Annotated in this window: 26 protein-coding genes; 18 read left to right on the top strand and 8 right to left on the bottom strand. The window is 65.0% G+C overall.

Annotation, left to right across the window (positions count from 1 at the left end):
- Positions 1–87: 87 nt before the first annotated feature.
- Positions 88–657 carry a hypothetical protein gene (locus ACK1U9_RS00295; RefSeq protein ID WP_023662794.1) on the bottom strand — a complete coding sequence of 190 codons (570 nt, stop codon included), beginning with the start codon at positions 655–657 and terminating at the stop codon, positions 88–90.
- Between the two features lie 111 nt (positions 658–768).
- Between ACK1U9_RS00295 and ACK1U9_RS00300 the strand changes: the two genes are divergently transcribed.
- Genes ACK1U9_RS00300 through ACK1U9_RS00330 form a run of 7 tightly spaced genes read left to right on the top strand, consistent with a single transcriptional unit; the run spans position 769 to position 7,052 of the window.
- Positions 769–1,446, top strand: a complete 678-nt coding sequence (locus ACK1U9_RS00300) for a thermostable hemolysin (protein WP_046613982.1) — start codon at positions 769–771, stop codon at positions 1,444–1,446.
- The gene (locus ACK1U9_RS00305) at positions 1,436–2,896 is read left to right on the top strand and encodes an AMP-binding protein (RefSeq protein WP_046613981.1); all 1,461 of its coding nucleotides are present in this window, start codon (positions 1,436–1,438) and stop codon (positions 2,894–2,896) included. Before ACK1U9_RS00300 ends, ACK1U9_RS00305 begins: the two co-directional genes overlap by 11 nt.
- 15 nt (positions 2,897–2,911) lie before the next feature.
- Positions 2,912–3,592: a TenA family transcriptional regulator gene (locus ACK1U9_RS00310; protein WP_108480577.1), complete on the top strand. Its 681-nt coding sequence runs from the start codon at positions 2,912–2,914 to the stop codon at positions 3,590–3,592.
- Entirely contained in the window at positions 3,579–4,385 is an 807-nt protein-coding gene (locus ACK1U9_RS00315) for an SDR family oxidoreductase (RefSeq protein ID WP_046613979.1), read from the top strand. Before ACK1U9_RS00310 ends, ACK1U9_RS00315 begins: the two co-directional genes overlap by 14 nt.
- Positions 4,382–5,023 (top strand): tetratricopeptide repeat protein, encoded by a 642-nt coding sequence (locus ACK1U9_RS00320; protein WP_046613978.1) that lies wholly within the window; start codon positions 4,382–4,384, stop codon positions 5,021–5,023. Before ACK1U9_RS00315 ends, ACK1U9_RS00320 begins: the two co-directional genes overlap by 4 nt.
- A 2-nt stretch (positions 5,024–5,025) precedes the next feature.
- Positions 5,026–5,688, top strand: a complete 663-nt coding sequence (locus tag ACK1U9_RS00325) for a response regulator (protein ID WP_046613977.1) — start codon at positions 5,026–5,028, stop codon at positions 5,686–5,688.
- Positions 5,685–7,052, top strand: coding sequence for a sensor histidine kinase (locus tag ACK1U9_RS00330; RefSeq protein ID WP_046613976.1), 1,368 nt, complete (start codon positions 5,685–5,687; stop codon positions 7,050–7,052). Before ACK1U9_RS00325 ends, ACK1U9_RS00330 begins: the two co-directional genes overlap by 4 nt.
- Before the next feature lie 6 nt (positions 7,053–7,058).
- Here ACK1U9_RS00330 and ACK1U9_RS00335 read toward each other — a convergent pair whose 3' ends face one another.
- A complete protein-coding gene (locus tag ACK1U9_RS00335) occupies positions 7,059–7,445 on the bottom strand; it encodes a VOC family protein (RefSeq protein ID WP_046613975.1) in 387 nt (128 codons plus the stop codon).
- A gap of 202 nt (positions 7,446–7,647) precedes the next feature.
- On the opposite strand from ACK1U9_RS00335, the gene ACK1U9_RS00340 reads away from it, so the two are divergent.
- Entirely contained in the window at positions 7,648–7,833 is a 186-nt protein-coding gene (locus tag ACK1U9_RS00340) for a hypothetical protein (protein ID WP_046613974.1), read from the top strand.
- Between the two features lie 148 nt (positions 7,834–7,981).
- Complete coding sequence (locus ACK1U9_RS00345) at positions 7,982–8,887, top strand: LysR family transcriptional regulator (protein ID WP_046613973.1); 906 nt, start codon at positions 7,982–7,984, stop codon at positions 8,885–8,887.
- Between the two features lie 38 nt (positions 8,888–8,925).
- Here ACK1U9_RS00345 and ACK1U9_RS00350 read toward each other — a convergent pair whose 3' ends face one another.
- Positions 8,926–9,399 carry a YMGG-like glycine zipper-containing protein gene (locus tag ACK1U9_RS00350; RefSeq protein WP_108480576.1) on the bottom strand — a complete coding sequence of 158 codons (474 nt, stop codon included), beginning with the start codon at positions 9,397–9,399 and terminating at the stop codon, positions 8,926–8,928.
- Positions 9,400–9,550: 151 nt separating this feature from the next.
- Between ACK1U9_RS00350 and ACK1U9_RS00355 the strand changes: the two genes are divergently transcribed.
- The 4 genes from ACK1U9_RS00355 to ACK1U9_RS00370 are packed head-to-tail and all read left to right on the top strand — an operon-like array spanning position 9,551 to position 12,957.
- The gene (locus ACK1U9_RS00355) at positions 9,551–10,147 is read left to right on the top strand and encodes a paraquat-inducible protein A (RefSeq protein ID WP_085601355.1); all 597 of its coding nucleotides are present in this window, start codon (positions 9,551–9,553) and stop codon (positions 10,145–10,147) included.
- Positions 10,144–10,788 (top strand): paraquat-inducible protein A, encoded by a 645-nt coding sequence (locus ACK1U9_RS00360; protein WP_046613970.1) that lies wholly within the window; start codon positions 10,144–10,146, stop codon positions 10,786–10,788. The genes ACK1U9_RS00355 and ACK1U9_RS00360 overlap by 4 nt, the downstream gene beginning before the upstream one ends.
- Positions 10,772–12,412: a PqiB family protein gene (locus tag ACK1U9_RS00365; protein ID WP_108480575.1), complete on the top strand. Its 1,641-nt coding sequence runs from the start codon at positions 10,772–10,774 to the stop codon at positions 12,410–12,412. The genes ACK1U9_RS00360 and ACK1U9_RS00365 overlap by 17 nt, the downstream gene beginning before the upstream one ends.
- An 11-nt stretch (positions 12,413–12,423) precedes the next feature.
- On the top strand, positions 12,424–12,957 hold the full coding sequence (locus ACK1U9_RS00370; protein ID WP_108480574.1) for a PqiC family protein: 534 nt from the start codon (positions 12,424–12,426) through the stop codon (positions 12,955–12,957).
- Between the two features lie 8 nt (positions 12,958–12,965).
- Here ACK1U9_RS00370 and ACK1U9_RS00375 read toward each other — a convergent pair whose 3' ends face one another.
- Entirely contained in the window at positions 12,966–14,744 is a 1,779-nt protein-coding gene (locus ACK1U9_RS00375; RefSeq protein WP_108480573.1) for a phosphoethanolamine transferase CptA, read from the bottom strand.
- A 154-nt stretch (positions 14,745–14,898) separates the two neighbouring features.
- Here ACK1U9_RS00375 and ACK1U9_RS00380 point away from each other — a divergent pair, with 154 nt between their 5' ends.
- Entirely contained in the window at positions 14,899–15,045 is a 147-nt protein-coding gene (locus ACK1U9_RS00380; protein ID WP_023662626.1) for a DUF2986 domain-containing protein, read from the top strand.
- An 88-nt stretch (positions 15,046–15,133) separates the two neighbouring features.
- Here the strand turns inward: ACK1U9_RS00380 and ACK1U9_RS00385 are convergent, their stop codons facing one another.
- Positions 15,134–15,502 carry a hypothetical protein gene (locus ACK1U9_RS00385; protein ID WP_046613966.1) on the bottom strand — a complete coding sequence of 123 codons (369 nt, stop codon included), beginning with the start codon at positions 15,500–15,502 and terminating at the stop codon, positions 15,134–15,136.
- Positions 15,503–15,760: 258 nt separating this feature from the next.
- Between ACK1U9_RS00385 and ACK1U9_RS00390 the strand changes: the two genes are divergently transcribed.
- Positions 15,761–16,252, top strand: coding sequence for a GNAT family N-acetyltransferase (locus tag ACK1U9_RS00390; RefSeq protein ID WP_046613965.1), 492 nt, complete (start codon positions 15,761–15,763; stop codon positions 16,250–16,252).
- Positions 16,253–16,287: 35 nt separating this feature from the next.
- On the opposite strand, the gene ACK1U9_RS00395 is transcribed toward ACK1U9_RS00390, so the two are convergent.
- The 3 genes from ACK1U9_RS00395 to ACK1U9_RS00405 all read right to left on the bottom strand — a co-directional run bounded on the left by ACK1U9_RS00395 (position 16,288) and on the right by ACK1U9_RS00405 (position 21,110).
- Positions 16,288–17,661, bottom strand: a complete 1,374-nt coding sequence (locus ACK1U9_RS00395) for an 8-oxoguanine deaminase (RefSeq protein WP_046613964.1) — start codon at positions 17,659–17,661, stop codon at positions 16,288–16,290.
- A 224-nt stretch (positions 17,662–17,885) separates the two neighbouring features.
- On the bottom strand, positions 17,886–19,466 hold the full coding sequence (locus ACK1U9_RS00400; RefSeq protein ID WP_449109592.1) for an aldehyde dehydrogenase (NADP(+)): 1,581 nt from the start codon (positions 19,464–19,466) through the stop codon (positions 17,886–17,888).
- A 264-nt stretch (positions 19,467–19,730) separates the two neighbouring features.
- Positions 19,731–21,110: an APC family permease gene (locus tag ACK1U9_RS00405; RefSeq protein ID WP_085601363.1), complete on the bottom strand. Its 1,380-nt coding sequence runs from the start codon at positions 21,108–21,110 to the stop codon at positions 19,731–19,733.
- A 281-nt stretch (positions 21,111–21,391) separates the two neighbouring features.
- Between ACK1U9_RS00405 and ACK1U9_RS00410 the strand changes: the two genes are divergently transcribed.
- The 3 genes from ACK1U9_RS00410 to ACK1U9_RS00420 all read left to right on the top strand — a co-directional run bounded on the left by ACK1U9_RS00410 (position 21,392) and on the right by ACK1U9_RS00420 (position 25,329).
- Positions 21,392–22,234 carry a helix-turn-helix transcriptional regulator gene (locus ACK1U9_RS00410; RefSeq protein ID WP_108480525.1) on the top strand — a complete coding sequence of 281 codons (843 nt, stop codon included), beginning with the start codon at positions 21,392–21,394 and terminating at the stop codon, positions 22,232–22,234.
- 41 nt (positions 22,235–22,275) lie between these two features.
- Positions 22,276–23,658: an aspartate aminotransferase family protein gene (locus ACK1U9_RS00415; RefSeq protein ID WP_108480524.1), complete on the top strand. Its 1,383-nt coding sequence runs from the start codon at positions 22,276–22,278 to the stop codon at positions 23,656–23,658.
- A gap of 177 nt (positions 23,659–23,835) precedes the next feature.
- Positions 23,836–25,329: an aldehyde dehydrogenase gene (locus tag ACK1U9_RS00420; protein ID WP_108480523.1), complete on the top strand. Its 1,494-nt coding sequence runs from the start codon at positions 23,836–23,838 to the stop codon at positions 25,327–25,329.
- The last annotated feature ends 69 nt before the right edge of the window (positions 25,330–25,398 follow it).

Raw genomic sequence — 25,398 nt, forward strand, 5'->3', positions numbered from 1 at the left:
CTCCCACAGGGATACCACTGTGCCTGAGGGCAGTGAGGTACCTGTGGGAGCGGGTTCACCCGCGAAGAGGCCGGCACAGTCAACCCATCAGTCGAAATAGCCACGCAAGCCAAAGGCATACCCGGTATCCACTCCGGCAGCCTCACCCCGGCTCCAGCGCTTCTTCAACACGAACTCGAACGCCGGCTCGTACAGCCCGTCCCGCACCAGCGCACCCGCCAGCACCTCCACGTCATACCAGCCATTGTCCAGCTCGATGATCGGCCGTCCGGGTACCTGGTAGCGCGCCATCAGGTCACCCAGCGTCTTGGGTGTGAAGTGCTGCAGGATGCGCCAGGTGTACAGCATCAGCGCACCGTGCTCGACCTGCAGCACATAGCCATTACGGCGGTGCTTGAGGCGGCTGCCGGGTTCGCGCAGGGCCGGGGTATGGTTGTCCAGGGTGAACAGGATGCGGTAGGGCAGGTTATCGACCCCGGCCAGTGGCAGCACAATCCCTTCGCGCACCGCCTGGTCGCCGCTGTCGCCGTGGGTGAACGCATGGGCCAGGTCGTCGGGCAGTTCATGTTGTTGCTTGAAGCGCTCGAGCAACTGGATATCGCCGAGCAGAAAGTAGTCGACCAGGTCGTTGAGCACTTCGCTGAATTCGTGGCGCATCTGTTTTCCTTGTTGGTGCGCATGAGGGCAATGGCAAATGTAGCACTTCAGATTGGCTTCAGATTGCCCCCTGATACTGCCCCCTGGACCTGACTTGAAAGGGGGACAGCCATGACCCAGGCAGACAGCGCCAGCCTGTTTCCACTGGCTATCGGCAGCCACGGCGATCGCCTTGCCTACATGACGCTGAAACACCCGGGGGCGCCGGGGCGTGACGAGCTGGAACAGTTCATTCACGCCCGCTTTGCCTGCGCGCACCACGCCGATGTGCAGCACTACCTGCCTGAACTGCTCGGCCTGCATGACAGCCACGGGCGCCTGATGGCCGCTGCCGGCATACGCCTGGCCAGCAGTGGCCCGACCTTCATCGAGCGTTACCTGGATGAACCGCTGGAAGCGGCTGTGACCCGGCTGTCGGCCAGCCCGGTGAGCCGTGCGCAGTTGGTCGAAGTGGGCAACCTGGCCGCGCTCAGCGCCGGCAGCGCGCGGATCATGATCATTGCCGTGACCTGGTTGCTGGCCGCCCGCGGCTTGCAGTGGGTGGCCTTCACCGGTGCCGCGACGCTGGTCAACAGCTTTCATCGCCTGGGCCTGGTGCCCACGGCGTTGGCCGTGGCCGACCCTGGCCGGCTGAACGGCGATGCCGACAGTTGGGGCAGCTACTACGCGCAGCACCCGCAAGTGTTCGTCGGCAACATCGACTACGGCCATGCAGCCCTGGCCCGCGGCGGCGTGTTCGAGCGGCTGGGCTTGCCCGCGAGCGTGCAGGAGGCCGGCCATGCCGCGTGAATGCCAGCTGTTCAGGGACGTGTTGCAACTGCATGCCCGCCACCGAGGGGCGCAACCGGCGTTGCTGGGCCTTGGCGGGCCGTTCACGTATCAACAGTTGCTGGACGAGGTCGAGCAGCGCCAGGCCTGGTTGAGCGTGCAGCCACCGGGCACCTTCGCCCTGGCCCTGGAAAACGGCCCCGAGGCGCTGTTCTGGGACCTGGCGGCGCTGTTCGCGGCGCGCCCCATCGTCATCCTGCCGGCGTTCTTCAGCAGCGCCCAGCGCCGCCACTGCCTGGCACAGAGCGGGGCGGTACTGGCGCTGGCCGACGACGCCTTCGCTGACGACTTGCATGCCAGCGGCTTCACTAGCGGTGAGCGCTTCTGGAGCCGGCAGCTGCCAGCGGCCGCACCCTTGCCCCCGGGCACCGCGAAGGTTACCTACACCTCCGGTAGCACCGGTGCACCCAAGGGCGTATGCCTGAGCGCTGATGCCATGCTGCGGGTAGCGCTTGAACTGGAGGCCGCCAGCCGGCCCACGGCACCAGGCAAGTACCTGGCGGTATTGCCCATGGCGGTGCTGTTGGAAAACCTGGGCCTGTACGCAGCCCTGCTGGCCGGGGCGAGCATTGCCCTGTACCCGCAGGCGCAACTGGGTTTTCGCGGTGCCAGCCAGGTCGACTTCAAGCAATTGCTGGGCGCCATCGCCTTGAGTGGTGCCGAAAGCCTGATCCTGGTGCCGCAATTGCTGCTTGGGTTGGTCACCGCCATCGAGCGCGGCCTGATGCGGGTCGGCCCGTTGCGCTTCGTGGCGGTAGGCGGCGCGCGGGTGGCGCCGAGCCTGCTGGCCCGGGCCGAGGCCGTCGGGCTGCCGGTGTTCGAGGGCTATGGCTTGTCCGAATGTGCCTCGGTGGTCTGCCTCAATCGCCCTGGGGCGCACCGCGCGGGCAGTGTCGGGCGGCCGCTGCCGCATGTGCAGGTGCGCGTTGCCGAGGACGGCGAAGTGCAGGTGGCCGGTTCGGCGTTGCTCGGCTACCTGGGCGAGCCACCCTTCGAAGAGCCGTGGTTGCCGACTGGTGACTTGGGCCACTTCGACAGCGACGGCTTCCTGTACCTGGCCGGGCGCAAGAAGCACCAGTACAGCACCAGCTTCGGGCGCAACGTCAACCCCGAGTGGGTCGAGGCCGAACTGACCCAGGGCGGGGTGATCGCCCAGGCATTTGTCCACGGCGAAGGCCTGGCACACAACCTGGCGCTGATCTGGCCGCTGGACCCGCAGGCTGACGACCACACCCTCGAGCAGGCCATCCGTCAGGCTAATGCCGGCCTGCCGGACTATGCCCGGGTGCATGCCTGGCGGCGCCTGCCCGAACCCTTGAGTGCCGCCGGGCAAACCCTTACCGCCAATGGCCGGCCACGCCGCGAACAGATCCTGCGGTGTTACCAGTCCTTGTTATCCGACCTTCAATGACCCACGAGGTTTGCCATGCTTTTCTTCGATACGCTGCAGCAGGAAACCGCCGACGAGCGTACGGCATTGTTCAGTGTTCCGGTCATCCGCGACGCGCTGGCCGGCAAGGCCAGCCTCGAGGCCTATGTGGCCTTTCTGACCCAGGCTTACCACCACGTGCGCCACACCGTACCCTTGATGATGGCCTGCGGGGCCCGTTTGCCGGCTCGGCTGGAGTGGCTGCGCGGCGCGGTGTGCGAGTACATCGAGGAGGAGTACGGCCATGAGCGCTGGATTCTCGATGACATCGCCGCCTGTGGTGGCGACCCACACAAGGTGGCGGGCGGCCGCCCGGCATTGCCTATCGAGCTGATGGTGGCCTTTCTCTACGACCAGATTGCCCGTGGCAACCCGGTCGGGCTGTTCGGCATGGTCAACGTGCTCGAAGGCACCAGCATTGCCCTGGCCACCCAGGCTGCCGGTACCCTGCAGGGCAGCCTGGGCCTGCCGGACCAGGCGTTCAGCTACCTGAGTTCCCATGGCGCCCTGGACCAGGACCACATGGCCACCTACCGTGGCCTGATGAACCGCCTGGACCAGCCCGAGGACCAGCAGGCGGTAATCCACGCTGCCAAAGTGGTGTACCGCCTGTACACCGCCATGTTCGAAGGGCTGCCGCGTGCCGCAAAGCAGGAGGTACAGCATGCGCTTGCCTGATTGCGTGGCGGTGCTCACCGGCGCCAGCGGTGGCATCGGCCTGGAGCTGGCGGACCAGCTTTGCAGTGCCGGGGCCCGCGTACTGGCGGTCAGCCGGCAGCAGGGCAAGCTGGCCGAACTGATGGCGCGCTACCCCGGGCAATTGCGCTGGCAGCAGGCCGACCTGCGCTGCGCCGAAGGCCGCCGTGAAGTGCTGGAGGCAGCGCGGGACATGGGCAGTTGCAACCTGTTGATCAACGCTGCCGGGGTCAACCGCTTCGCCCTGCTCGAACAGATGGACGAGGCCGCCCTGGACGAGTTGTTCGACCTGAACATCAAGGCCGCCGTGCAGCTCACCCGCCTGTGCCTGCCGTTGCTGCGCGCGCAGCCCAGTGCACTGGTGGTGAACGTGGGGTCGATCTACGGCTCCATCGGCTACCCCGGTTATGCCACCTACTGCGCCAGCAAGTTTGCCTTGCGCGGGTTCTCCGAGGCATTGCGCCGCGAGCTTGCCGACACCTCGGTGAACGTGCTGTATGCCGCACCGCGCACCACCCGCACGACGATGAACAGTAGCGCCGCGCAGGCCCTGAACCAGGCGTTGAAGGTGGGCGTCGATGACCCTCAGGATGTCGCCCGGGCGGTGCTCGACGCAGTACAGGCCGAGCGTAGCGAACTGTACCTGGGCTGGCCGGAAAAACTCTTCGTGCGCCTTAACGGCATGCTGCCGGGCGTGGTTGATCGCGCCTTGCGCAAGCAACTGCCGCTGATCCGTCGCTACAGTGCCTGGCACAGCAAGGAGTCGAGCAAATGAAACGTCTGATTCTGGCCAGTCTGCTGGCCATCGCCCCGTTCACCTGGGCCCTCGACCAGAACGGTACCCAGCAACTCAATGCCATCCAGCAGCGCTGGGCGGTGATTCGCTACAACCTGCCCGAAGCCGAACGTGCCGGGGCGTTCGAGGCCCTGGCGGTACAGTCGGCGGCGTTGGTGCGCCAGCAGCCGGGCTCGGCCGAGCCGCTGATCTGGGACGGCATCGTCAACAGCAGCTGGGCCGGTGCCACCGGCGGGTTGGGGGCGCTGGGCAAGGTCAAGGCTGCCCGCGCCAGCCTGGAAAAGGCCCTGGCCGTTGACCCCAAGGCCCTGCAAGGTTCGGCCTACACCAGCCTGGGCGCGCTGTACGACCAGGTGCCCGGCTGGCCGCTGAGCTTCGGTGACCAGGCCAAGGCCGAGGCCATGCTGCGCCAGGCGCTGGTGATCAACCCCGACGGTATCGACAGCAATTACTTCTGGGCTGACCACCTGTACCGGCAGAACCGCTACGACGAAGCCCGCGCCGCCCTGCAAAAGGCGTTGCAGGCACCGCCCCGGCCCGGGCGGGAGCTGGCCGACCAAGGCCGGCGCGGTGAAATCGATGCTTTACTCAAAGCGATCAAGGACAAACAGGATTAAGCATGCGCCTGCTGCTGGTAGAAGACGACGCCGCGTTGGGGGAGGGGATCTGTGACGGCCTGCGCCGCGAGGGCTATACCCTCGACTGGTTGCAGGATGGTGCCAGCGCCCTGCATGCCCTGTGCCACGAGGAGTTCGACCTGGCCATTCTCGACCTGGGCTTGCCGCGCCTGGATGGCATCGAGTTGTTGCGGCGCCTGCGTGCAGCCGGGAAGAGCCTGCCGGTGCTGGTGCTGACCGCCCGCGACGCCACCGAGGACCGCATCGCCGGGCTGGACGCCGGCGCCGACGACTACCTGGTCAAACCCTTCGACCTCAACGAACTCAAGGCCCGCTTGCGGGCCTTGCTGCGGCGCAGCAGCGGCCGCGCCCGGGTGCTGATAGAGCATGCCGGTGTGTGCCTGGACCCGGTCAGCCAGCAGGTGCACTACCAAGGCCAGCCGGTGGTGCTAACGCCCAAGGAATACCTGCTTTTGCACGAACTGCTGGCCCAGCCGGGCAAGGTGTTCACCCGCGAACGCTTGACCCAGTTGCTGTATGGCTGGGATGAAGAGCCGGAAAGCAACACCCTGGAAGTGAATATCTATCACCTGCGCAAGAAGCTGTTCAACAGCCTGATCCGCACCGTGCGCGGAATCGGCTACCTGGTGGAACGCAAGGCATGAGCTCGCTGCGCCAACGTACCTTGTGGCGGGTGATGCTGCTGTTGCTGGTCGGCAGCGGGTTGCTGGCGCTGTACAACTACCACGACAGCCGCCACGAAATAAACGAGGTGTACGACGCCCACCTGGCGCAGAACGCTCGGCTGTTGCAGGGCATCATGAGCCTGCCGGTGCAGGAACAGAGCCGTGACGAGTTGTACCGCGCCTTCGACGAGGCCTTGAGCAAGGCCGGGCACCACAAGGTGGGGCACCGCTACGAGAGCAAGCTGGCCTTTCAGGTGTGGGCCGACGACAACGGGCTGCTGGTGCATACACCCAGCGCCCCCCAGCTGGAGCAGGCACCGCGGGTGCCAGGTTTTGCCGATGTGGTGGTGGAAGGGCGCCGTTGGCGCAGTTTCGTCCTGCCGGTGCCGGAAAAACACTGGGTGATCTGGGTGGGCGAGCGCAACGACGTACGTGACGACCTGATCGAACGCATCGTGCGGCACACGCTGTTGCCCTTCCTCTTCGGCAGCCTGGCCCTGGCCTTGCTGGTGTGGGCGGCCATTGGCTGGGGGCTGAAACCGCTGCAGAACATGGCCAGGGTGATCCGCGCTCGCCACGCCGAGTCGCTGGAGCCGCTGCAGTTGGTGCCGCTGCCGAAGGAGCTTGAACCGATGCAGGCGGCGATCAACCGCCTGCTCGGGCAGATCGATGACTTGCTGCGCCGTGAACACCGTTTCATCGCCGACGCTGCCCACGAGATGCGTACGCCCTTGGCCATCCTGCGCCTGCATGCGCAGAACGCGCTCAATGCAGACAGCGCTGCCGAGCGGGACAAGGCCCTGCAGTTCCTGATGGGCGGCGTCGACCGCCTTGCCCGGGTGGTCAACCAGCTGTTGACCCTGGCCCGCCTGGAGCCGCGTCCAGGCCGCCGTGACTGGCCGCGGGTGGACCTGGAGGGCGTGGTGGCCGAAACCCTGGCCGAGCTGACCCCATGGATTCTGGAGCGCGGGCTTGAGCCTTCGCTGGACATCGCTGCAGGCGACTACCACTTGCACACCGACGCGGGCTTGCTGGGTATCGCCTTGCAGAACCTGGTGGCCAATGCCGTGGACCATTCGCCGGCAGGCGGTCGGGTTACGGTGACACTGCAGCGCGAAGGGCAGGCCTTGCTGGTCAGTGTCGACGACGAAGGGCCGGGCATTGCCGAGGTGGACCAGCAGCGGGTGTTCGAGCGTTTCTACAGCAAGGGCTCGACCAATGGCGCCGGGTTGGGTTTGTCGATCGTCAGCACCATCATGACCCGCCTGGGCGGCAGCGTGCAGTTGCGCAACCAGGCGCCCCACGGGTTGCGCGCGACCTTGCGCCTGCCCGTGGGGCCCTGAACGTTGCTAGTGTTTCTGTAGGATCTGGATCAGGTTGCCGCAGGTGTCATCGAACACGGCTACGGTGACGGGCCCCATGGCGGTAGGCGGCTGGGTGAACTGCACGCCCGCCGCGCACAGCCGGGTGTATTCGGCCTGGATGTCGCGCACGCCGAAAGAGGTGGCGGGGATACCGTCCTGCTTGAGTGCGGCCTTGTAGTCCTTGGCGGCCGGGTGCGCGTCGGGTTCGAGCAGCAGCTCGACGCCGTTGGGGTCGTTGGGGGAGGTCAGCGTCAGCCAGCGGTGTCGGCCCATGGGCATATCGTGCTTGGGCTCGAAACCGAGTACATGGTGGTAGAAAGCCAGGGCTTTGGCCTGGTCATCGACGAGAATGCTGGTGACCACGATCTTCATGAATGCACGCCCTATGCCTGGAACCGTTGAGTATCAGTAAAGACAATCGGGGGCGTTTGGCCAGGTCTCTCTCGGGCGCCTGCGAATATCACGATGCGGTCCGACAGCATTTCTCTTTCCGGTCAAAGTTCCAGATGGGTTGGTGGCAATGGCGGCTGTAGCTTCGGTAGGGCAATACCACACAACCCAAGGAGTGAACCCCATGCAAGAAAAACCCATGAACGAGCCAGACGACACTCTCGACCAGGAACAGCTGGAAAATGCAGAACCGCAGGCAACACTGTCCCGGCGCAAGCGCGGTATAGGGCCCGTAGTCGGCATGCCCTGCGCGCCAGGGTACAAATTGATTGGTGATGACTGTGTAATCGCTAATATCGATTTCGAGTGAAGCAAAGGGGGCGCCCGACGCCCCCTTCGTAAAAACCTGCTCAAGCCATAGGTAAATCCTTCATTACCCGCCCCCCAACCAGCCGCTGCCAAGGGTAAAGTGACAGGCATGATCCCAGCGCGCCCAGACCGGCGTCAGAGAGGTGCCCGTGGCGGCCTACACATTGCGACAACTCAAGTACTTCGTCACCACCGTGGAAGCCGGCAGCGTGGCCGAGGCTTCACGCCAGCTTTACATCGCCCAGCCTTCCATCTCCACGGCCATCAAGGGCCTGGAGGAAAGCTTCGGTGTGCAGCTGTTCATCCGCCACCACGCTCAGGGTGTGTCACTGACGCCCAGCGGCAAGCGCTTCTATGCCAAGACCAAGTCGCTGCTGCAGATGGCCCACGAATTCGAGCAGAACGCCCTGGCCGACAACGACACCGTGGCCGGGCAAATCGATATTGGCTGCTTCGAAACCGTGGCCCCGCTGTACCTTCCGCGCCTGATCGCCGGCTTTCGCCAGCGTTACCCGGGGGTGGATATCCGCCTGCGCGACGGCGAACAGCAGGACCTGATCCAAGGCCTGACCGCAGGTACCTTCGACCTGGCGTTCCTCTACGACCATGACCTGGACGGCACCATCGAGGCCGAGCCGCTGATGCCGCCGCAGAAACCCTATGTGCTGCTGCCCGAGAACCACCGCTTCGCTGGCCAGGCCCAGGTGTCGCTGCGCGACTTGTGCCCGGAGCCGATGATCCTGCTGGACGTTGCCCCCAGCCGTACCTACTTCGTCAGCCTGTTCAACGAAATGGGCCTTACGCCCAACATTGTCTTCAGCTCACCGTCGATCGAGATGGTGCGCGGCATGGTCGGGCAGGGCTTCGGTTTTTCGCTGCTGGTAACGCGGCCTCACTCGGAGTACACCTACGACGGGCAACGCCTGGCCATGCTGGATATTGCCGAGCCAGTAGCGCTGTCAGGGCTGGCGGCAGCCTGGTTGAAGCGAGTGCAACTGACCAAGCCGGCGCAGCTGTTCGTGGAGTTCTGCCGGGAGCAGCTGGCGAAGTTCTGAAACGGGCACGCCATGCAGGAGCGTGGCGTGCCCGGCGGTCAGGGGCTGACCTGATAACCGCGCCCTTGCAGGCACCCGGCATAGGCACTGGCATGAGCCTGGGCTTTCGCTTCGTCCTGGCCGCGCCGGTCCTGACGGCGGTCCTGACGCTGGCGCATGCCACCGACCGCAGCACCGGCGGCAGCCACTTCGCCCGCGCGGTTCTGCCGGTATTGCTGCTTGGCATCGTCACCAACCCGGTCATACAGCTCGTCGTGCTGGTTGCCGCGCACCTGCGCGCCTGCCGCACCGGCAACCGCGCCGGCGGCGGCACCGCGTACGCGGCCACCGACATGGGGGGCGCTGGAGGTCGCGGCACTGTTCGCGGCATTGGTCGCGACGGTATTGCAGTCATTGATATCCAGTTGCATCTGCTGGCTGCTCTGGCCCTTGAGCGGCACCACCGACTGCGCCTGGGCTGCCGATGCTGAGCACAGCAGCACCAGCAGGCAACTCCACGTGAACGTACGCATGGCAAACCTCCAGCAAGTGGGGATCCCGTTTCAGAGGATAGTCCGGCTTTGCTGCCCCTGATGGCAGTTTTGCCGGGATGGTCTAAACCGGATATCAGATGTTGTTCGCCTGCATATGACGGCCTGAACCCAGGCTGCCTGTGGAACCGCCATGAACCAGACTCAGCACCTGATCATCTGTGAATACTGCGACACGGTGTACCACCGTGCGCCGTTGCTCAAACACCAGCGCGCCGTATGCCCGCGCTGTGGCGGCGTGCTGTATCGGCACACCTCGCTGACCGTGCAGCAGCGGCTGGCCCTGAGCGTGACGGGTGGCATCCTGCTGGTGTTCGCCAACTTCTACCCGGTGATGACCATCGGCATGCAAGGGCTGACCCACTCGGCGACGTTATGGGACTCGGTACAGATTCTCAGCCAAGGCAGTATCACCTTCATCGCCCTGGTCATGGCTTTGGCGATCATCTTCGCGCCGGTACTGCAGATTACCCTGTTGTGCTGGCTGCTGAGTTTCGCCCTGGCCGGCCAGCGCGCCCCCGGCTTTGCCGTGTGCATGCGCAGCCTGGAGAGCTTGCGGCCATGGAGCATGCTGGAGGTGTGCCTGCTGGGGGCGATGGTGGCCGTGATCAAGCTGGCGGGGCTGCTCGATGTGATCCCCGGCATCGGCCTGCTGGCCCTGGCCGCGCTGAGCATGCTGATCATCCATGTCGCCGGCAAGGACATCCGCGACTTGTGGGAGCAGGTATGAATACCCCGGCCAGCGCCGATGATCTGGGCCTGTGCCTGTGCCATGGCTGCGGTCAGGCCTGCGAACTGGGCAGCGGCATGCACACCTGCGAGCGCTGTGGCGCCGCCATTCATCGGCGCAAGGCCAATGCCATCAGCCGCGGCTGGGCATTTCTGCTGGCGGCCCTGGTTTTCTACATTCCAGCCAATCTGCTGCCGGTGATGCGCACCGAAATGCTCGGCAGCGGCAGCGAAAGCACCATTGGCGGCGGCGTGCTGGAGTTCTGGGAGGCCGGTGCCTGGGATATCGCGCTGATCATCTTCATCGCCAGCGTGGGTGTACCGGCCATCAAGTTCTTCTCGCTCGGCCTGCTGCTTTTTACCGCCCAGCGCGGTTCCACCTGGGCTTGCCGACAGCGCTCGCAGCTGTACCGTTTCGTCGAGCTGATCGGCTACTGGTCGATGCTCGATGTGATGGTGGTGGCGCTGGTGGCGGCGCTGGTCCAACTGCGTGGGCTGGGCACCATCGAGCCGCGGGTGGGCATCCTGTTTTTCGGCATGGTGGTGGTACTGACCATGTTTTCTGCGATGAGCTTCGATCCACGCCTGATCTGGGATAGCCGTGCCAACGAGGGAGGCCGCATTGATGGTGCAACAGACTGACAAGCGCGAGGGCGCGGGGCAGGTTGAAGTGCACACCCGGCGCTGGAGTGTGTCGCTGGTATGGATCGTGCCGATACTGGCGATCCTGATCGGCGCTTCGCTGGTGGTGCGCAACTGGATGCAGCAGGGGCCGGTCATCGCTATTTCCTTCCACACCGGGGAAGGGCTGGTGGCGCACAAGACCCAGGTCAAGTACCGCAGCGTGGTGATCGGCGAAGTCACCACGGTGGACCTGGCCGACGACAAGAAGAGCGTGGTCGCCAAAGTCCAGCTGTCCAACGACGCCCGTGCCTTCGCCACCCAGGGGGCGCGCTTCTGGGTAGTGCGGCCACGCATTGGCGTGGGTGGTGTGTCCGGTGTGGATACACTGCTGTCGGGCAGTTTCATTGGGGCGGATTCCGGCGAGTCGAAAGTGCCGGAGAAGTCCTTTGTCGGCCTGGAGCTGCCACCGCCGATCACCTTCGACGAAAAGGGCAAGCGCTTTGTCCTGACCGCCAGCGACCTGGGGTCGCTGGATATTGGCTCGTCGATCTACTACCGCAAGATACCGGTGGGCGAGGTGGTGTCCTTTGCCCTGCAGGGCGATGGCAAGGGCGTGGAGATCGGCGTGTTCGTGCAGGCCCCCTATGACAGCTTCGTCACCGCCGATACCCGCTTCTGGAACGCCAGTGGCGTCGACATGCAGATTGGTGCGAACGGCCTGAAGATCGATACCGAATCGTTGTCGTCCATCCTGGTGGGCGGGCTGGCCTTTGGCTCGCCCGATTTCGCCCCGCAGGCCGAACCCGCTGCCGACCAGGCGCGCTTTCAGCTGTTTGCCGACCGCGACACCGCCCTGGCACCGCCCGGTGGCCAGGCGCAGTACCTGCAGTTGCGCTTCGACCAGGCCATGCGCGGCCTGTCGGTGGGCGCGCCGGTGGAGTTCAAGGGTGTGGAATTTGGCCGGGTCACTTCGGTCAAGCTCGACTACGATGCCACCCGGCAGAGCTTCCCCGTGGTGGTCGATGCGGTGATCTACCCGCAGCGGCTGGGGCCGGTGCACCACAAGATGCTAGCCGTGTTCAAGCACGCCGAAGGCGACATGGATGGCGCGCGGAGGCTGATCGGCACCTTCGTCGAGCACGGCCTACGGGCCCAGGCGCGCAGCGGCAACCTGATCACCGGGCAGATGTTCATTTCCCTGGACTTCTACCCCGATGCCCCCAAGGTGGCCTTCGACAAGACCGCAGACCCTATCACCATACCCACATTGCCCGGCAGCCTGGAGCAGTTGCAGGAGCAGTTGCAGCGTGTGGTGGAGCGCATCAGCAAACTGCCGCTGGAGAGTATCGCCAACAACCTGGATGGCAGCCTGCGAGAGTTGCGCGCCAGCCTCAAGCAGTTCAATGGCCAGACGCTGCCGGACGTGAAGGTGGCGCTGGACGAGGTGCACAAGACCCTGCGCACCGCCAATTCGGCCATTTCCGAGGACTCGCCGCAGCGCGAGCGGATGGGCGAAACCCTGGACGAACTGGAGCGCATGTCACGTTCGCTGCGTGACCTTGCCGATTACCTGGGCCGGCACCCCGAGTCGCTGATACGCGGCCGGCCGAAAGCGGCCTCTGCCGCCGACCTTGAACCCTGAGGAGACAGCCGATGCATCGACTGCGCAATGTGTGTGGCGCCGGCCTGCTGGCCGTGCTGTGGGGCTGCAGCAGTACCCCGAACAACTATCACACGCTGGTACCGAGCGAACCGGTGCGCGACGGTGACCAGCGCATTCAGGTGGCGAGGGTGGCCGTGCCGCCGCAGGTGGACCGCCCGCAGTTGGTGGTGCGGCAGGGGCAGAGCGGCCTGGCCATCCTCGAGACGGAGTGGTGGGGGGCCAACCTGGTGGATGAGTTCCGCAGCGCCTTGCAGGACCAGTTGGGCGGGCCGGTGGGTGGCGGCAAGGCGTTGCTGCGGGTGGACGTGCAGCGCTTCGATAGCGTGCCGGGGCGCTATGCCTCGCTGGAGGCGGTATGGCGCCTGACGCGCTCGGGCGAAGCCGAACTGACCTGCCGTACCTCGCTGCAGACGCCCGCGGACAACAGCATCGCCAGCCTGGTCAATGCTCACCAGGCCAACCTGCGCAAACTGGCCGAGGCGGTGCGGGGCAGTGCCCGGCATGGCAGCTGTTCTGCATCCTGAGCAAGCAATCAGTTCAGGCGTCCAGCATTCTGTGTCTTGCCACTACTGACCGTCTCCCGCAACCGCTCGGCCTTGTCCAGCGGCAGGTGGTCGAACTCGCGCAGGCCATCCTTGCGGTACGGGTCGCCAATCCAGCGTGGTGCCACCACGAATTGCGGGCTCACCAGGCTCTTGGCCGGTTCGTAACGGTCATAACTCAGCCCGGCCAGGTCGGACAGGGTATGGATCAGGTGCGAGCTGCTGTAGGGGCGGTCGGCCATCGCCTGCAAGTCGCGGGGGTGCCCGGCCTGCCAGCTGGGCGAAGTCCACAGCAGGAAGGGAATGGTGTACATCGGCCGGGTCGGCGCGCCTTCGTTGCGCCCCAGGCGGTCGTGGTTGCCAGAGCTGTACACATCTTCGCCATGGTCGGACAGGTACAGCAGGAAACCATTGGGGTTGCCGGCCGAGTAACGCTTGATCAGGCTCGACACCACGTAGTCGTTGTAGCGCACCGCGTTGTCGTAGAAATTGTAGGTTTCCACCTGGTCATCGGTCAGCTTGCCGGGCACCCCCTGGCGGTCGTTGAAATGCGCGTAGTCGTTCGGGTAGCGGTAGCGATAATCCATGTGCGTACCCAGCAGGTGCACGATGATGAACTTGTTCGGCGCCGGGTCCTGCAGGGCCTCCTCGAACGGTGGCAGCACCACGTCGTCGTACTGCCTGGCATTCTGGTTGCGCTGGTTGTTCAGGTACACCGGTGCGTCCGTCTGCTGCGAGAAGGTGGTCAGCATGGTGTTGCGCTTGGTCATGGTCTGCTGGTTGGTGATCCAGAAGGTCTTGTAGCCGGCCTGCTTCATCAGGTTGATCAGCGACGGGGCGGTGAGGAAGCGGTCCGGGTTCTGCTCGTCGCCGAAGGTGAGGATCTGCTGCATCACTTCGATGGTGTACGGGCGTGGCGACACCACGTTGCGGAACACCGTCAGGCCCTTGTCGCTGGCGGCCAGCGCGTCGAGGTTGGGCGTGGTGTCGCGGTTGTAGCCGTACAGGTGCATGTGCTCGCGCGTGGTGGATTCACCCAGCACCAGCACCAGCGTGCGTGGCGCTGCACCGCTGCTGTCACGCAGGTTCTGCAGGGGCGGCAGCGCGGCATTCTGGGCCAGCAGCTCCTGCATGTTGTCCAGCTGCTGGCGGTACTGGCGGTAGCCGACCAGCAGTTGCCAAGGCACGGCGGGTTCCATGCGCTGCTGCACCTTTTCTGCCGCATCGGCGAAGCTGCGCTGCTGGGTTACCATCTGCTTGTAGAACGGGTACACCAGGTTGGCCAGCAACAGCAGGGCGACCACCGGCAGGCGACTGCGCAGCGGCAGGCTGACCGGGCGTACGCGCTTCCACAGCAGCACTGCCACCAGCGTGTATAACAGCAATGCCAGGCCCAGCCAGGCGCTGAAGTACTGGCTGAAGTACTCACCGGCCTCGGCGGTGTTGGACTCGAACATCACGAAGATGACGCTTTGCGAGAACTCCTGGCGATAGATACCGAAGTAGCTCAGGCCCACCAGCGAAGCCGCCCACAGCACCAGGCCGATGACCGCTGCCGTGGCGCGAGTGAAGCGCGGTAGCAGCAGTACCGGGGCCAGCCACAGGCTGCTGAGGAAGAATGCATCGCGAAAACCGGCGAACCCGGTGGTACCACTGAACAGCAGCAACGCCTGGGTCACGCCCGAGAAGTACCAGAAGAACAGCAAAAGCCAGCCCAGGCCGGCCCAGTCCACGCGTTTGGGCAAGGAGGGGGATGCAGTGTGTGACACGTATGCCTCGTCGTAGCTTGGCGGCCAACGGATGTGCCCGTGGCCGGAAAGGGCGTGACGCTAATCTGCCGAGCGTGAAAATAACGTCAACGAGACGCTGGCCCAGGCAAGGTATGATGTGTTCCGCCAAACCGGACTGACAGGTCGAGTGAGAATGAACCGTCGCAAGAAGATCAAGCAGCTACTGCAGGCGCATGCCAAGAAGGCCAGCGCCAAGCTGGCGCCGCGCAAGCCCAAGTACATTTGCAAGGCCGACCGTTTGAAGATGGAAGCCGAGGCGGCGGGGGATACCCCCACCTGACTGACTGGCGCGGACCTTGTAGGAGCGGCCTTGTGTCGCGATCGGGCCGCAAGGCCACTCCTACAGGGGGCGCGTTGGCGGCTTGCGATCAACGGCGATAGTAGCGGTGGTCATCATGGTAGCGGTGGTGCATGGCCCGCTCATGGCGGTGCTCCCAGTCGCGGCGCCGCTCCCAGTCGCGTCGGCGTTCCCAGTCTCGCCGGCGCTCCCAGTCACGGCGGGCCTGCTCGCGGCGCCACTGTTCGCGGCGCCAGTCGCTGCGGTGATCATGCCAGCGGTCGTCATCGTGGGCCAGCAGCGTGGCTGGCTGTTCGTCGGCAATACTGGCCACCCTGGACCAAGGGTTGCCAGCAGGCTGCAACGGTGATTCAACCGCCGGGGCGGCTACTTCGGGCGCCTTCATTTGTGTTGCCGATGCCGTGCCCATTGCCGCGAACGAGAACAGGCCGAGCAGCATCAACCTAGCGACATGTATTTTCATGAGCGAAGCCAACCTCTGATAACAATTGAGCCATCTGGCCAGCAGGTGGTCGGCGAACCTTCTCTCGCGTTCCGCTACCTTTCTGTGCCTCCCACATAGACCGGTAAACGGGAAAAAGTTCGCAGCGGCAACAAGTTGTAGGATTTTTTTCTACCGGGTGTATGGCGTGGTGAAGTCCGGCGAGCGCTCATTTACCATGGCGGCTGTTTTCAGCCATTACCAAGGAAACCCGCCATGAGCGCCCCTCAGTTTCGCACCCCCACGGCCGCCGACGCCGAACGTTGCTACGCCATCGAAATCGGTGCCTATGAAGGCGATGAGGCGGCCACGCTGGAGAAGATCCGCACCCGCATCGCGCAGTATCCGCAGGGCTTCCTGCTGCTGGAAAGCGCGGGTGAGATCGTCGGTTTCATCAACAGCGGCTGCGCCCACGAAGTGGTGATGTCCGACGAGGCATTCAAGGAACTGGTCGGGCATGACCCGGCGGCGCCAAACGTGGTGATCATGTCGGTGGTGGTGGACCCGGCACACCAGGGCCAAGGCTACGCCAAGCGGTTGATGGATGAATTCATCGCACGCATGAAAGCTGCGGGCAAGCTGACCATTCACCTGATGTGCAAGGAGCAGCACGTGGCGCTGTACCAGAAGCTGGGGTATCAGTACATCAAACCATCGCCATCGGACCACGGCGGCATGGCCTGGCATGAAATGGTCATGGTCCTCTGATAGGCAATGGGCCGCAGGGCGGCCCAAATGGCAGCTTATTCGCCGCTGACCAGCTGGCGTGCCAACTGGTTGTGGCGCTCCAGCACCCGTGGCAGGTCGACCGTGGCCAGCTGGCCATCCTTCACCACCACACGGCCATTGATGACACTGGTGTGCACCTGGGTCGGTGTGCAGAACACCAGCGCCGCCAACGGGTCGTGGTGGCCGCCGGCATAGGCCACGTGGCCTAGATCGAAGGCGACGAAGTCGGCCACCATGCCTGGGGCGAGGGCGCCGATGTCATCGCGATTGAGCACCTTGGCACCACCGAGCGTTGCAATTTCCAGCGCCTCGCGTGCAGTCATCGCGTCGGGGCCGAAGCCCACCCGTTGCAGCAGCAAGGCCTGGCGCACTTCACCGATCATGCTGGCGCCATCGTTGGATGCCGAACCGTCGACCCCAAGGCCTACCGGCACACCGTGGTCGCGCATCTTGCGCACCGGGGCGATGCCCGAGGCCAGGCGCATGTTCGAGCATGGGCAGTGGGCGACACCCGTGCCGGTGCGGGCGAACAGCTCGATCCCATGCTGGTCGAGTTGCACGCAGTGGGCGTGCCACACGTCGTGGCCGACCCAGCCGAGGTCCTCGGCATACTCGGCGGGGGTCATGCCGAACTTCTCCCGGCTGTAGGCGATGTCGTTGACGTTCTCGGCCAGGTGGGTGTGCAACGACACCCCGTACTGGCGCGCCAGCACGGCGGCTTCGCGCATCAGGTCGCGGCTGACCGAGAACGGCGAGCAAGGCGCCACCACGATGCGGCGCATCGAGCCGTGGCTGGCGTCGTGATAGTCCTCGATCAGGCGCTGGGACTCCTTGAGGATGTCGGCTTCCTTCTCCACCACCGAATCAGGCGGCAGGCCGCCCTGGCTGCGGCCCACGCTCATGCTGCCGCGCGCGGCGTGGAAGCGCATGCCGATCTCGTCGGCGGCATGGATGCTGTCGTCGAGTTTGCAGCCGTTGGGGTAGATGTACAGGTGGTCGCTGGAGGTGGTGCAGCCGGAAAGGATCAGTTCGGCCATGGCGGTCTGGGTCGACACCGCGATCATCTCGGGGGTCAGGCGTGCCCAGATCGGGTACAGGTTGGTCAACCAGTTGAACAGCTCGCCGTCCTGGGCTGCCGGCACCACGCGGGTGAGGCTCTGGTACATGTGATGGTGGGTGTTGACCAGGCCAGGGATGACCACCTTGCCGGCCATGTCCAGCACCACGTCGGCGTGCTGTGGCAGGGTATCGCTGGGGCCGACCTGGCGGATCAGGTTGCCTTCGATGAACATTCCGCCGTTCTTGATCTCGCGGCGTTCGCCGTCCATGGTGACCAGGAGTTGGGCGTTCTTGACCAGTAGCGTTCTTGGAGCATTTGTAGATGACATGGCTTGAGCCTGCCGCAATACGCATCGGCGATTACCGATGTCATAGGCGCATGGCATTGTAAGCAAGGTTTTTGCGGATTGTATACAGGGTCGGTGATCCTGTGCCGGCCTCTTCGCGGGCTCGCCCGCTCCCACAGGTACTGCACAGGTCTGGAATTCTGTGCAGTACCTGTGGGAGCGGGTTTACCCGCGAAGAGGCCAGTACAGGCTACCTCAATGTCAGATCAAACCGCGCCACGGCTGGCGACCCCATCCACCAACCGCGCAATCCCCAGCGGGTTGGCACTTTTCAGCGCATCCGGCAGCAGCGCATCCGGGTAGTTCTGGAAGCACACCGGGCGCAGGAAGCGGTCGATGGCCAAGGTACCGACTGAAGTGCCACGGGCATCGGAGGTGGCCGGGTATGGCCCGCCATGCACCATCGCGTCCGATACCTCTACGCCGGTCGGGTAGCCGTTCAGCAGCAGGCGCCCGGCCTTGCGCTCCAGCAGCGGCACCAGCGCAGCAAAGGCACGCAGGTCGTCGGGTTCGGCAATCAGGGTGGCGGTCAGCTGGCCTTGCAGGTGGCGCAGCGCCTCGGCCAGTTGCTGGGCATCGGTCACTTCCACCACCACGGTGGTTGGGCCGAACACTTCTTCCTGCAGCAGCGAGTCGCTGTTAAGCAGCAGGCTCACGTCTGCCTTGAACAGCTGCGGCTGGGCCTGGTTGCCGGCTTGTGGCTGCCCGGCCAGGTGCTGGATGCCAGGGTGCGCCAGCAGGTGCTGCACACCGTTCTGGTAGCTGCGCAGGGTGCCGGTGTTGAGCATGGTCTGCGGCGGCTGGTCGGCCATGCGTGCCACCAGCGTGTGCACGAAGCGTTCGAACTGCGGCGACTTGATGCCCACCACCAAGCCCGGGTTGGTGCAGAACTGCCCGCAACCCAGCACTACCGAGGCGGCCAGTTCGCCGGCTACCTGCTCGCCACGGGCCTGCAGGGCCTGGGGCAGGACTATTACCGGGTTGATGCTGCTCATTTCGGCGAACACCGGGATCGGCTGCGCACGCGCAGCCGCCATGTCGCACAGGGCGCGGCCACCACGCAGCGAACCGGTGAAGCCGACCGCCTGGATGGCCGGGTGCTTGACCAGTGCTTCGCCCACGCCGGCACCATAGATCATGTTGAACACGCCTGCCGGCATGCCGCTGCCGGCCACCGCGCGGTCAATGGCCGCGGCCACGTGGGCAGCGGTGAGCATGTGCCCGCTGTGGGCCTTGAACACCACCGGGCAGCCAGCCGCCAGCGCCGAGGCGGTGTCACCGCCAGCGGTGGAGAAGGCCAGCGGGAAGTTGCTGGCACCGAATACAGCCACCGGGCCGACGCCGATGCGGTACTGGCGCAGGTCCGGGCGTGGCAGCGGGGTGCGCTCGGGCAGCGCGCGGTCGATGCGCGCGCCGAGGAAGTCGCCACGACGCACCACATCGGCGAACAGGCGCAGCTGGTTGCTGGTGCGGGCACGCTCACCGCGGATGCGTGCCTCGGGCAGTGCGGTTTCGCGCGTCACATGCAGGATGAAGTCATCGCCCAGTGCGTCCAGTTCATTGGCAATGGCATCCAGGAAAGCGGCACGCTGGGCAGGGCTGGTGCTGCAATAGGCCGGGTAGGCAGCCTCGGCGGCCTGCACGGCGGCTTCGACTTCGTCGCTGGTCGCCTGGTGGAAGGCGTATGGCAGTGGCTCTCCGGTGTGGGCGTCGACGCTGTTCAGCAGCACGTCACCGTTGCCGCTGAGCTGGCCGGCGATGTGGTTCAGGCGGTGTTCGATGGACATTTCGTTTCCCGTTGGCAATGACAGTCGATGGGCTGGGACTGTAGGGGGCGAAATGCATGCTGAATAATGATTAATGCGGATCAGGTGATAACGGATCGTTATCGCAACGGCCTTCTCCAAAAAAGTTTTCATCGTATGCACGGCCCCCTGTGGGAGCGGGTTCACCCGCGAACACCGGCGAAGCCGGTGCCATCCACCGAGTCGCCTGCTTCGCGGGTAAACCCGCTCCCACAAGGACCGCGCAAATGCTCGACAGCGCGCGTGTCACTCGGCCATCTGCAACTCCGGCAGCTTCACCCGGAACGCCCGGGTAAGCCCCAGCAACACCACCAGGCCCATGCCCATCCAGCACAAGCCGATGGTGAATGACAGGCTGGTCAGGCTGCTCCAAAGCCACAGCGTGCTGAGGAAGCCCAGGCCGGGAATGGCGCCATACAGCAGGTAGTTGCGAGCACCACGCAGCTTGTGGTCGATCAGGTAGTGCTTGACCACGGCCAGGTTCACCGCCGAAAAGGCGAACAGCGCGCCGAAGCTGATCATGTTGGCCACCGTGTCGAGGCTGATCACCAGGGCAATCAGCGACAGCAGGCTGACCAGCAGGATAGCCGTGGCCGGCACGCGCTTTTTCGTCACCAGCTGGCCGAAGGCACGGGGCAACGCACCGTCGCGGCCCATGGCGAACAGCACCCGCGACACGCTGGCCTGGGACACCATGGCCGAGGCGAAGCAGCCGGCCACGTAGGTGGCGGTGAAGGCGGTCACCAGCAGCTCGCCGCCAACCCGGCGCATCACGTCCACCGACGCCGAGTCCGGGTCGGCGAAGCTGCCCCAGTCGGGGAACACCATCTGTGCGCAGTACGACACCACCAGAAACAACATGCCGCCGATCAGCGACACGGCGAGGATCGCCACGGGAATGCGGTAGGTGGGGTTGCTGGTTTCTTCGGCCATGGTCGAGACCGCATCGAAGCCCAGGAACGACAGGCACAGCACGGCGGCGCCGGTCATGATCAATGGCACGCTGAAACCTTCGTGGTGGAACGGCGCCAGCAGCGACACCGGCTGTGCCTGCCCACTGAGGTTCTGGATGGACAGGGCGACGAACACGATGATGAACACCAGTTGCACCACCACCAGGATCCAGTTCACCCGGGTGATCGACTCGATGCCGATCAGGTTGAGGAAGGTGACCAGGGCAATGGAACCCGCTACCCACACCCAGGCGTGGATGGCCGGGAAGTATTCCGACATGTAGATGCCGATCAGCAGGTAGCTGAGCAGCGGCAGGAAGATGTAGTCGAGCAGCAGGGTCCAGCCGGCGATGAAGCCGATGTGGCTGCCGAAGGCCTTGCGGGTGTAGGTGTAGACCGAGCCGGAGTAGGGGTGGGCCTGGACCATGCGGCCGTAGCTGTAGGCGGTCAGCAGCATGGCGGCGAGGGTCAGCAGGTAGGCGGTGGGCAAGTGCCCCTTGGTCATCTGGGTGACCAGCCCGTAGGTGGTGAAAACTGCAAGGGGGACCATGTAGGCCAGGCCGAACAGCACCAGGGCGGGCAGCCCCATGGACTTGCGGAAACGGCCGTTGCTGGCGGTGGGTTGCGACGGGCTATGTGCAGGGCTATGGGCTGTACTTGTTGTTGTATGCATTGCTAACTCCTGGAAAGGGATGCAGGACGCCGCGGTATGCGAGCGGGCTCGATACCGGTGGGTGTTGTGCAAGGAGGTCGAGCGGGTGGCTCGCAGCGCTGGGGCGGGTTGATGCTCCCACACCCCGCCGGTACCCGGAATCACCCTTTGGGGTGAGCCTGCAGAGGGCTTTGCCTGCTCACCCCAAAGGGTGATTTCGGTGTTTGCAGCGCCATGGGAGTATCTGGCCAACGACGCACCGCACTGGCGGCGGTGCCTTTACTTGAGACGGCAGGCCCACAGTGACTGATCAATTGCTTTCGCAACAGTGGTTCGAGCACCTGGCCAAGGTCACCGAGGCGATCGGCCGGCCGGGCTTTGCCGCCAATCTCTTTGCTGCACTTGGCGTGATCCGGCCTATCCAGGCGACCACGGTATACCTGTACCCCCACGACGGCATGCCCTGCGCGCTGTTCGAGCAGGACGACAAGGCGCCCTGGCAGCCCGAGGGCAATGTCAGCCGCTACCTGTCCGGCTTCTATCTGCTCGACCCGTTCTACGGGGCCTGTGTGGAGCAGGTCGAGTCCGGTTGCTATGGCCTGTTCGAAGTGGCGCCCGACCACTTCGAGGTCAGCGAGTACTACCAGTCGTTCTACCGGCACTCGCACCTGGAGGACGAGCTCAACTACATCCTGCAGGTCGCACCCGGGCAGAGCCTTGCGGTATCGCTGGCGTTCACCGAAAAGCTCGATGGGCAAACCCGTGCGCTGTTCGGGCGAATCACGCCCTGGGTGCTGGCGGTGCTCGGCAAGCACTTCGCCGGGCTGGACAGCCGTACCGGGCGCTTCGAGAACATCCTCGAGCAGCGCATCCACGCGGCGCTGAACAACTTCGGCAGCTCGCTGCTGACCGAGCGTGAATGCCGTATCGCCCAGTTGATCCTGCGGGGCCACTCGACCAAGTCGCTGGCCGAGCGCCTGGGGGTGTCGGAGGACACCATCAAGTCACACCGCAAGAACGTCTACGCCAAGCTCGATATCGGTACCCAGTCCGAGCTGTTCTCCCTGTTCATCGACGCGCTGGCCAATGCCCAGGGCGTGCTGGGCAAGGACCCGCTGGAAAGCTACATGGGCAAGCTGCGCTGAGCGTCAGCCGCCCTGCAACCCACCGCAAAGGAAAACCAACAATGAATGCGCCTTTCGCCCCGCAACGCCAGACCCGCGACTACCAGGCCTCCGATGCCGCACACCACATCCATGCCTTTCTCGACCAGAAGGCGCTGAACGCCGAAGGGCCGCGCGTGATCGTCGGTGGCGAACGCCTGCACCTGTGGGACAGCGAGGGCAAGCGCTACCTGGACGGCATGTCCGGCCTGTGGTGCACCCAGCTCGGCTACGGCCGTCGCGACCTGACCGCCGCCGCTGCCACGCAGATGGACCAGCTGGCCTACTACAACATGTTCTTCCACACCACCCACCCGGCGGTGATCGAACTGTCCGAGCTGCTGTTCAGCCTGTTGCCGGGGCACTACAGCCACGCGATCTACACCAACTCCGGCTCGGAGGCCAACGAAGTGCTGATCCGTACCGTGCGCCGCTACTGGCAGGTGGTCGGCCAGCCGAACAAGAAGATCATGATCGGCCGCTGGAACGGTTACCACGGCTCGACCCTGGCCGCCACGGCGCTGGGCGGCATGAAGTTCATGCACGAAATGGGCGGTCTGATCCCGGATGTGGCGCACATCGACGAACCTTACTGGTACGCCGAGGGCGGTGAGTTGACCCCGGCCGAGTTCGGCCGCCGCTGCGCCCTGCAACTGGAGGAGAAGATCCTCGAACTGGGTGCCGAGAACGTCGCCGGCTTCATCGCCGAACCATTCCAGGGCGCGGGTGGCATGATCTTCCCGCCGGAAAGCTACTGGCCCGAGATCCAGCGCATCTGCCGCCAGTACGACGTGCTGCTGTGTGCTGATGAAGTGATCGGCGGCTTTGGCCGCACTGGCGAATGGTTCGCCCACGAATACTTCGGCTTCGAGCCCGACACCCTGTCCATCGCCAAGGGCCTGACCAGCGGCTACGTGCCCATGGGCGGCCTGGTACTGAGCAAGCGCATTGCCGAGGCGCTGGTGGAGCGGGGCGGGGTGTTCGCCCACGGCCTGACCTATTCCGGGCACCCGGTGGCGGCGGCGGTGGCCATCGCCAACCTGACGGCGCTGCGTGACGAAGGCATCGTACGCCAGGTAAAGGACGACACCGGGCCGTACCTGCAGCGCATCCTGCGCGAAGTGTTTGCCGACCACCCGTTGATCGGCCAGGTGCAGGGTGCCGGGTTGGTGGCGGCGCTGCAGTTCGCCGAGCACAAGCCGACGCGCAAGCGCTTCGCCAACGAGAACGATCTGGCATGGCAGTGCCGTACCTTCGGTTTCGAGGAAGGGGTGATCATTCGCTCCACCCTGGGCCGGATGATCATGGCGCCGGCGCTGATCGCCAACCACAGCGAGCTGGATGAGCTGGTGGAGAAGACCCGCATTGCCGTGGACCGCACGGCGCGCCTGGTCGGCAAGCTCTAGACCGCTGATCCCTGTGGGAGCGGGCAAGCCCGCGAACACCGGCGAAGCCGGTGCCATCCACCGTGTCGCCTGTTTCGCGGACATGCCCGCTCCCACAGAGGGAGTGCGGCGTGCTTGCGGACTGTGTGGTATCTGTTAATTGCAAGAAGACCGCCACGACGGTCGCCTGGAGTACAAATGTACACCCTCGAATTCTGGCAACAACGTGCCTCGGACCTCTACCTCCCGGCCGATGCACTGATCGACGGCAAGCCCGTCAACGCGCAGGGCGGTGCCACCTTCGCCGCCATCAACCCCGCCACCAACAACGTACTGGCCCAGGTCACCGCCTGCGGCCAGGCCGAGGTCGACCTGGCCGTCGCCAGCGCCCGCAGGGCTTTCGAGCAAGGCCCGTGGCCGCGCATGGCACCGGGGGAGCGCAAGAAAGTGTTGCTGCGCCTGGCCGAACTGATCATGGCCCATCGCGAAGAACTGGCCCTGCTGGACTCGCTGAACATGGGCAAGCCGGTCATGGACGCCTACAACATCGATGTGCCGGGCTCGGCGCAGGTGTTCGCCTGGTACGGCGAGGCGCTGGATAAGGTGTACGACCAGGTGGCGCCCACCGCGCCCAACGCGCTGGCCACCATCACCCGCGAAGCCCTCGGCGTGGTCGCCGCCGTGGTGCCGTGGAACTTCCCGCTCGACATGGCCGCCTGGAAGCTCGCCCCGGCGCTGGCCGCCGGCAACAGCGTGGTGCTCAAGCCCGCCGAGCAATCACCGTTCTCGGCCCTGCGCCTGGCCCAGCTGGCGCTGCAGGCCGGTGTACCGGAGGGCGTGCTGAACGTGGTGCCGGGCCTGGGCGAGCAGGCCGGGCAGGCGCTGGGCCTGCACCCGGACGTGGATTGCCTGGTGTTCACCGGCTCCACCCAGGTGGGCAAGTACTTCATGCAGTACTCGGCACAGTCCAACCTCAAGCAGGTATGGCTGGAGTGCGGCGGCAAGAGCCCCAACCTGGTGTTCGAAAACTGCCAGGACCTGGACCTGGCTGCGGAAAAGGCGGCATTCGGCATCTTCTTCAACCAGGGCGAGGTGTGCTCGGCCAACTCGCGGCTGTACGTGCAGCGCTCCATCCATGACGAGTTCATCGAGCGCCTGCAGGCCAAGGCCCGCCAGTGGCTGCCAGGCAACCCGCTGGACCCGGCGAGCCGTGCCGGTGCGATTGTCGATGCCGGGCAGACTGGCCGGATCGAAGCCGCCATCGCCCGTGCCGGGCAGGACGGGGCGCGGTTGGTGTGCGGTGGCCGGCGCCTGACTATCGATGGTTCGGACAATTACATCGAGCCGACCATCTTTGCCGGGGTCGATGGCCGTATGAGCCTGGCCCAGGAGGAGGTATTCGGGCCGGTGCTGGCGGTCAGTGCCTTCGACAGTGAAGAGCAGGCCGTGCGCCTGGCCAACGACAGCATCTATGGGCTGGCGGCGTCGGTGTGGAGCGATGACTTCAACCAGGTGCACCGCGTGGCGCGGGCGTTGAAGGCCGGTACCGTGTCGGTGAACACGGTCGATGCGCTGGACGTGACGGTGCCATTCGGCGGCGGCAGGCAGTCCGGGTTTGGCCGCGACCTGTCGCTGCACTCGTTCGACAAGTATTCGCAGCTCAAGACCACCTGGTACCAGTTGCGCGCCTGAACCCTGAAGGCATACCCGGGACCTGTAGGAGCGGCCTTGTGTCGCGACAGGGCCGCTTCTACAAGGGCC

The sequence above is a fragment of the Pseudomonas sp. XP1 genome (assembly GCF_053557675.1).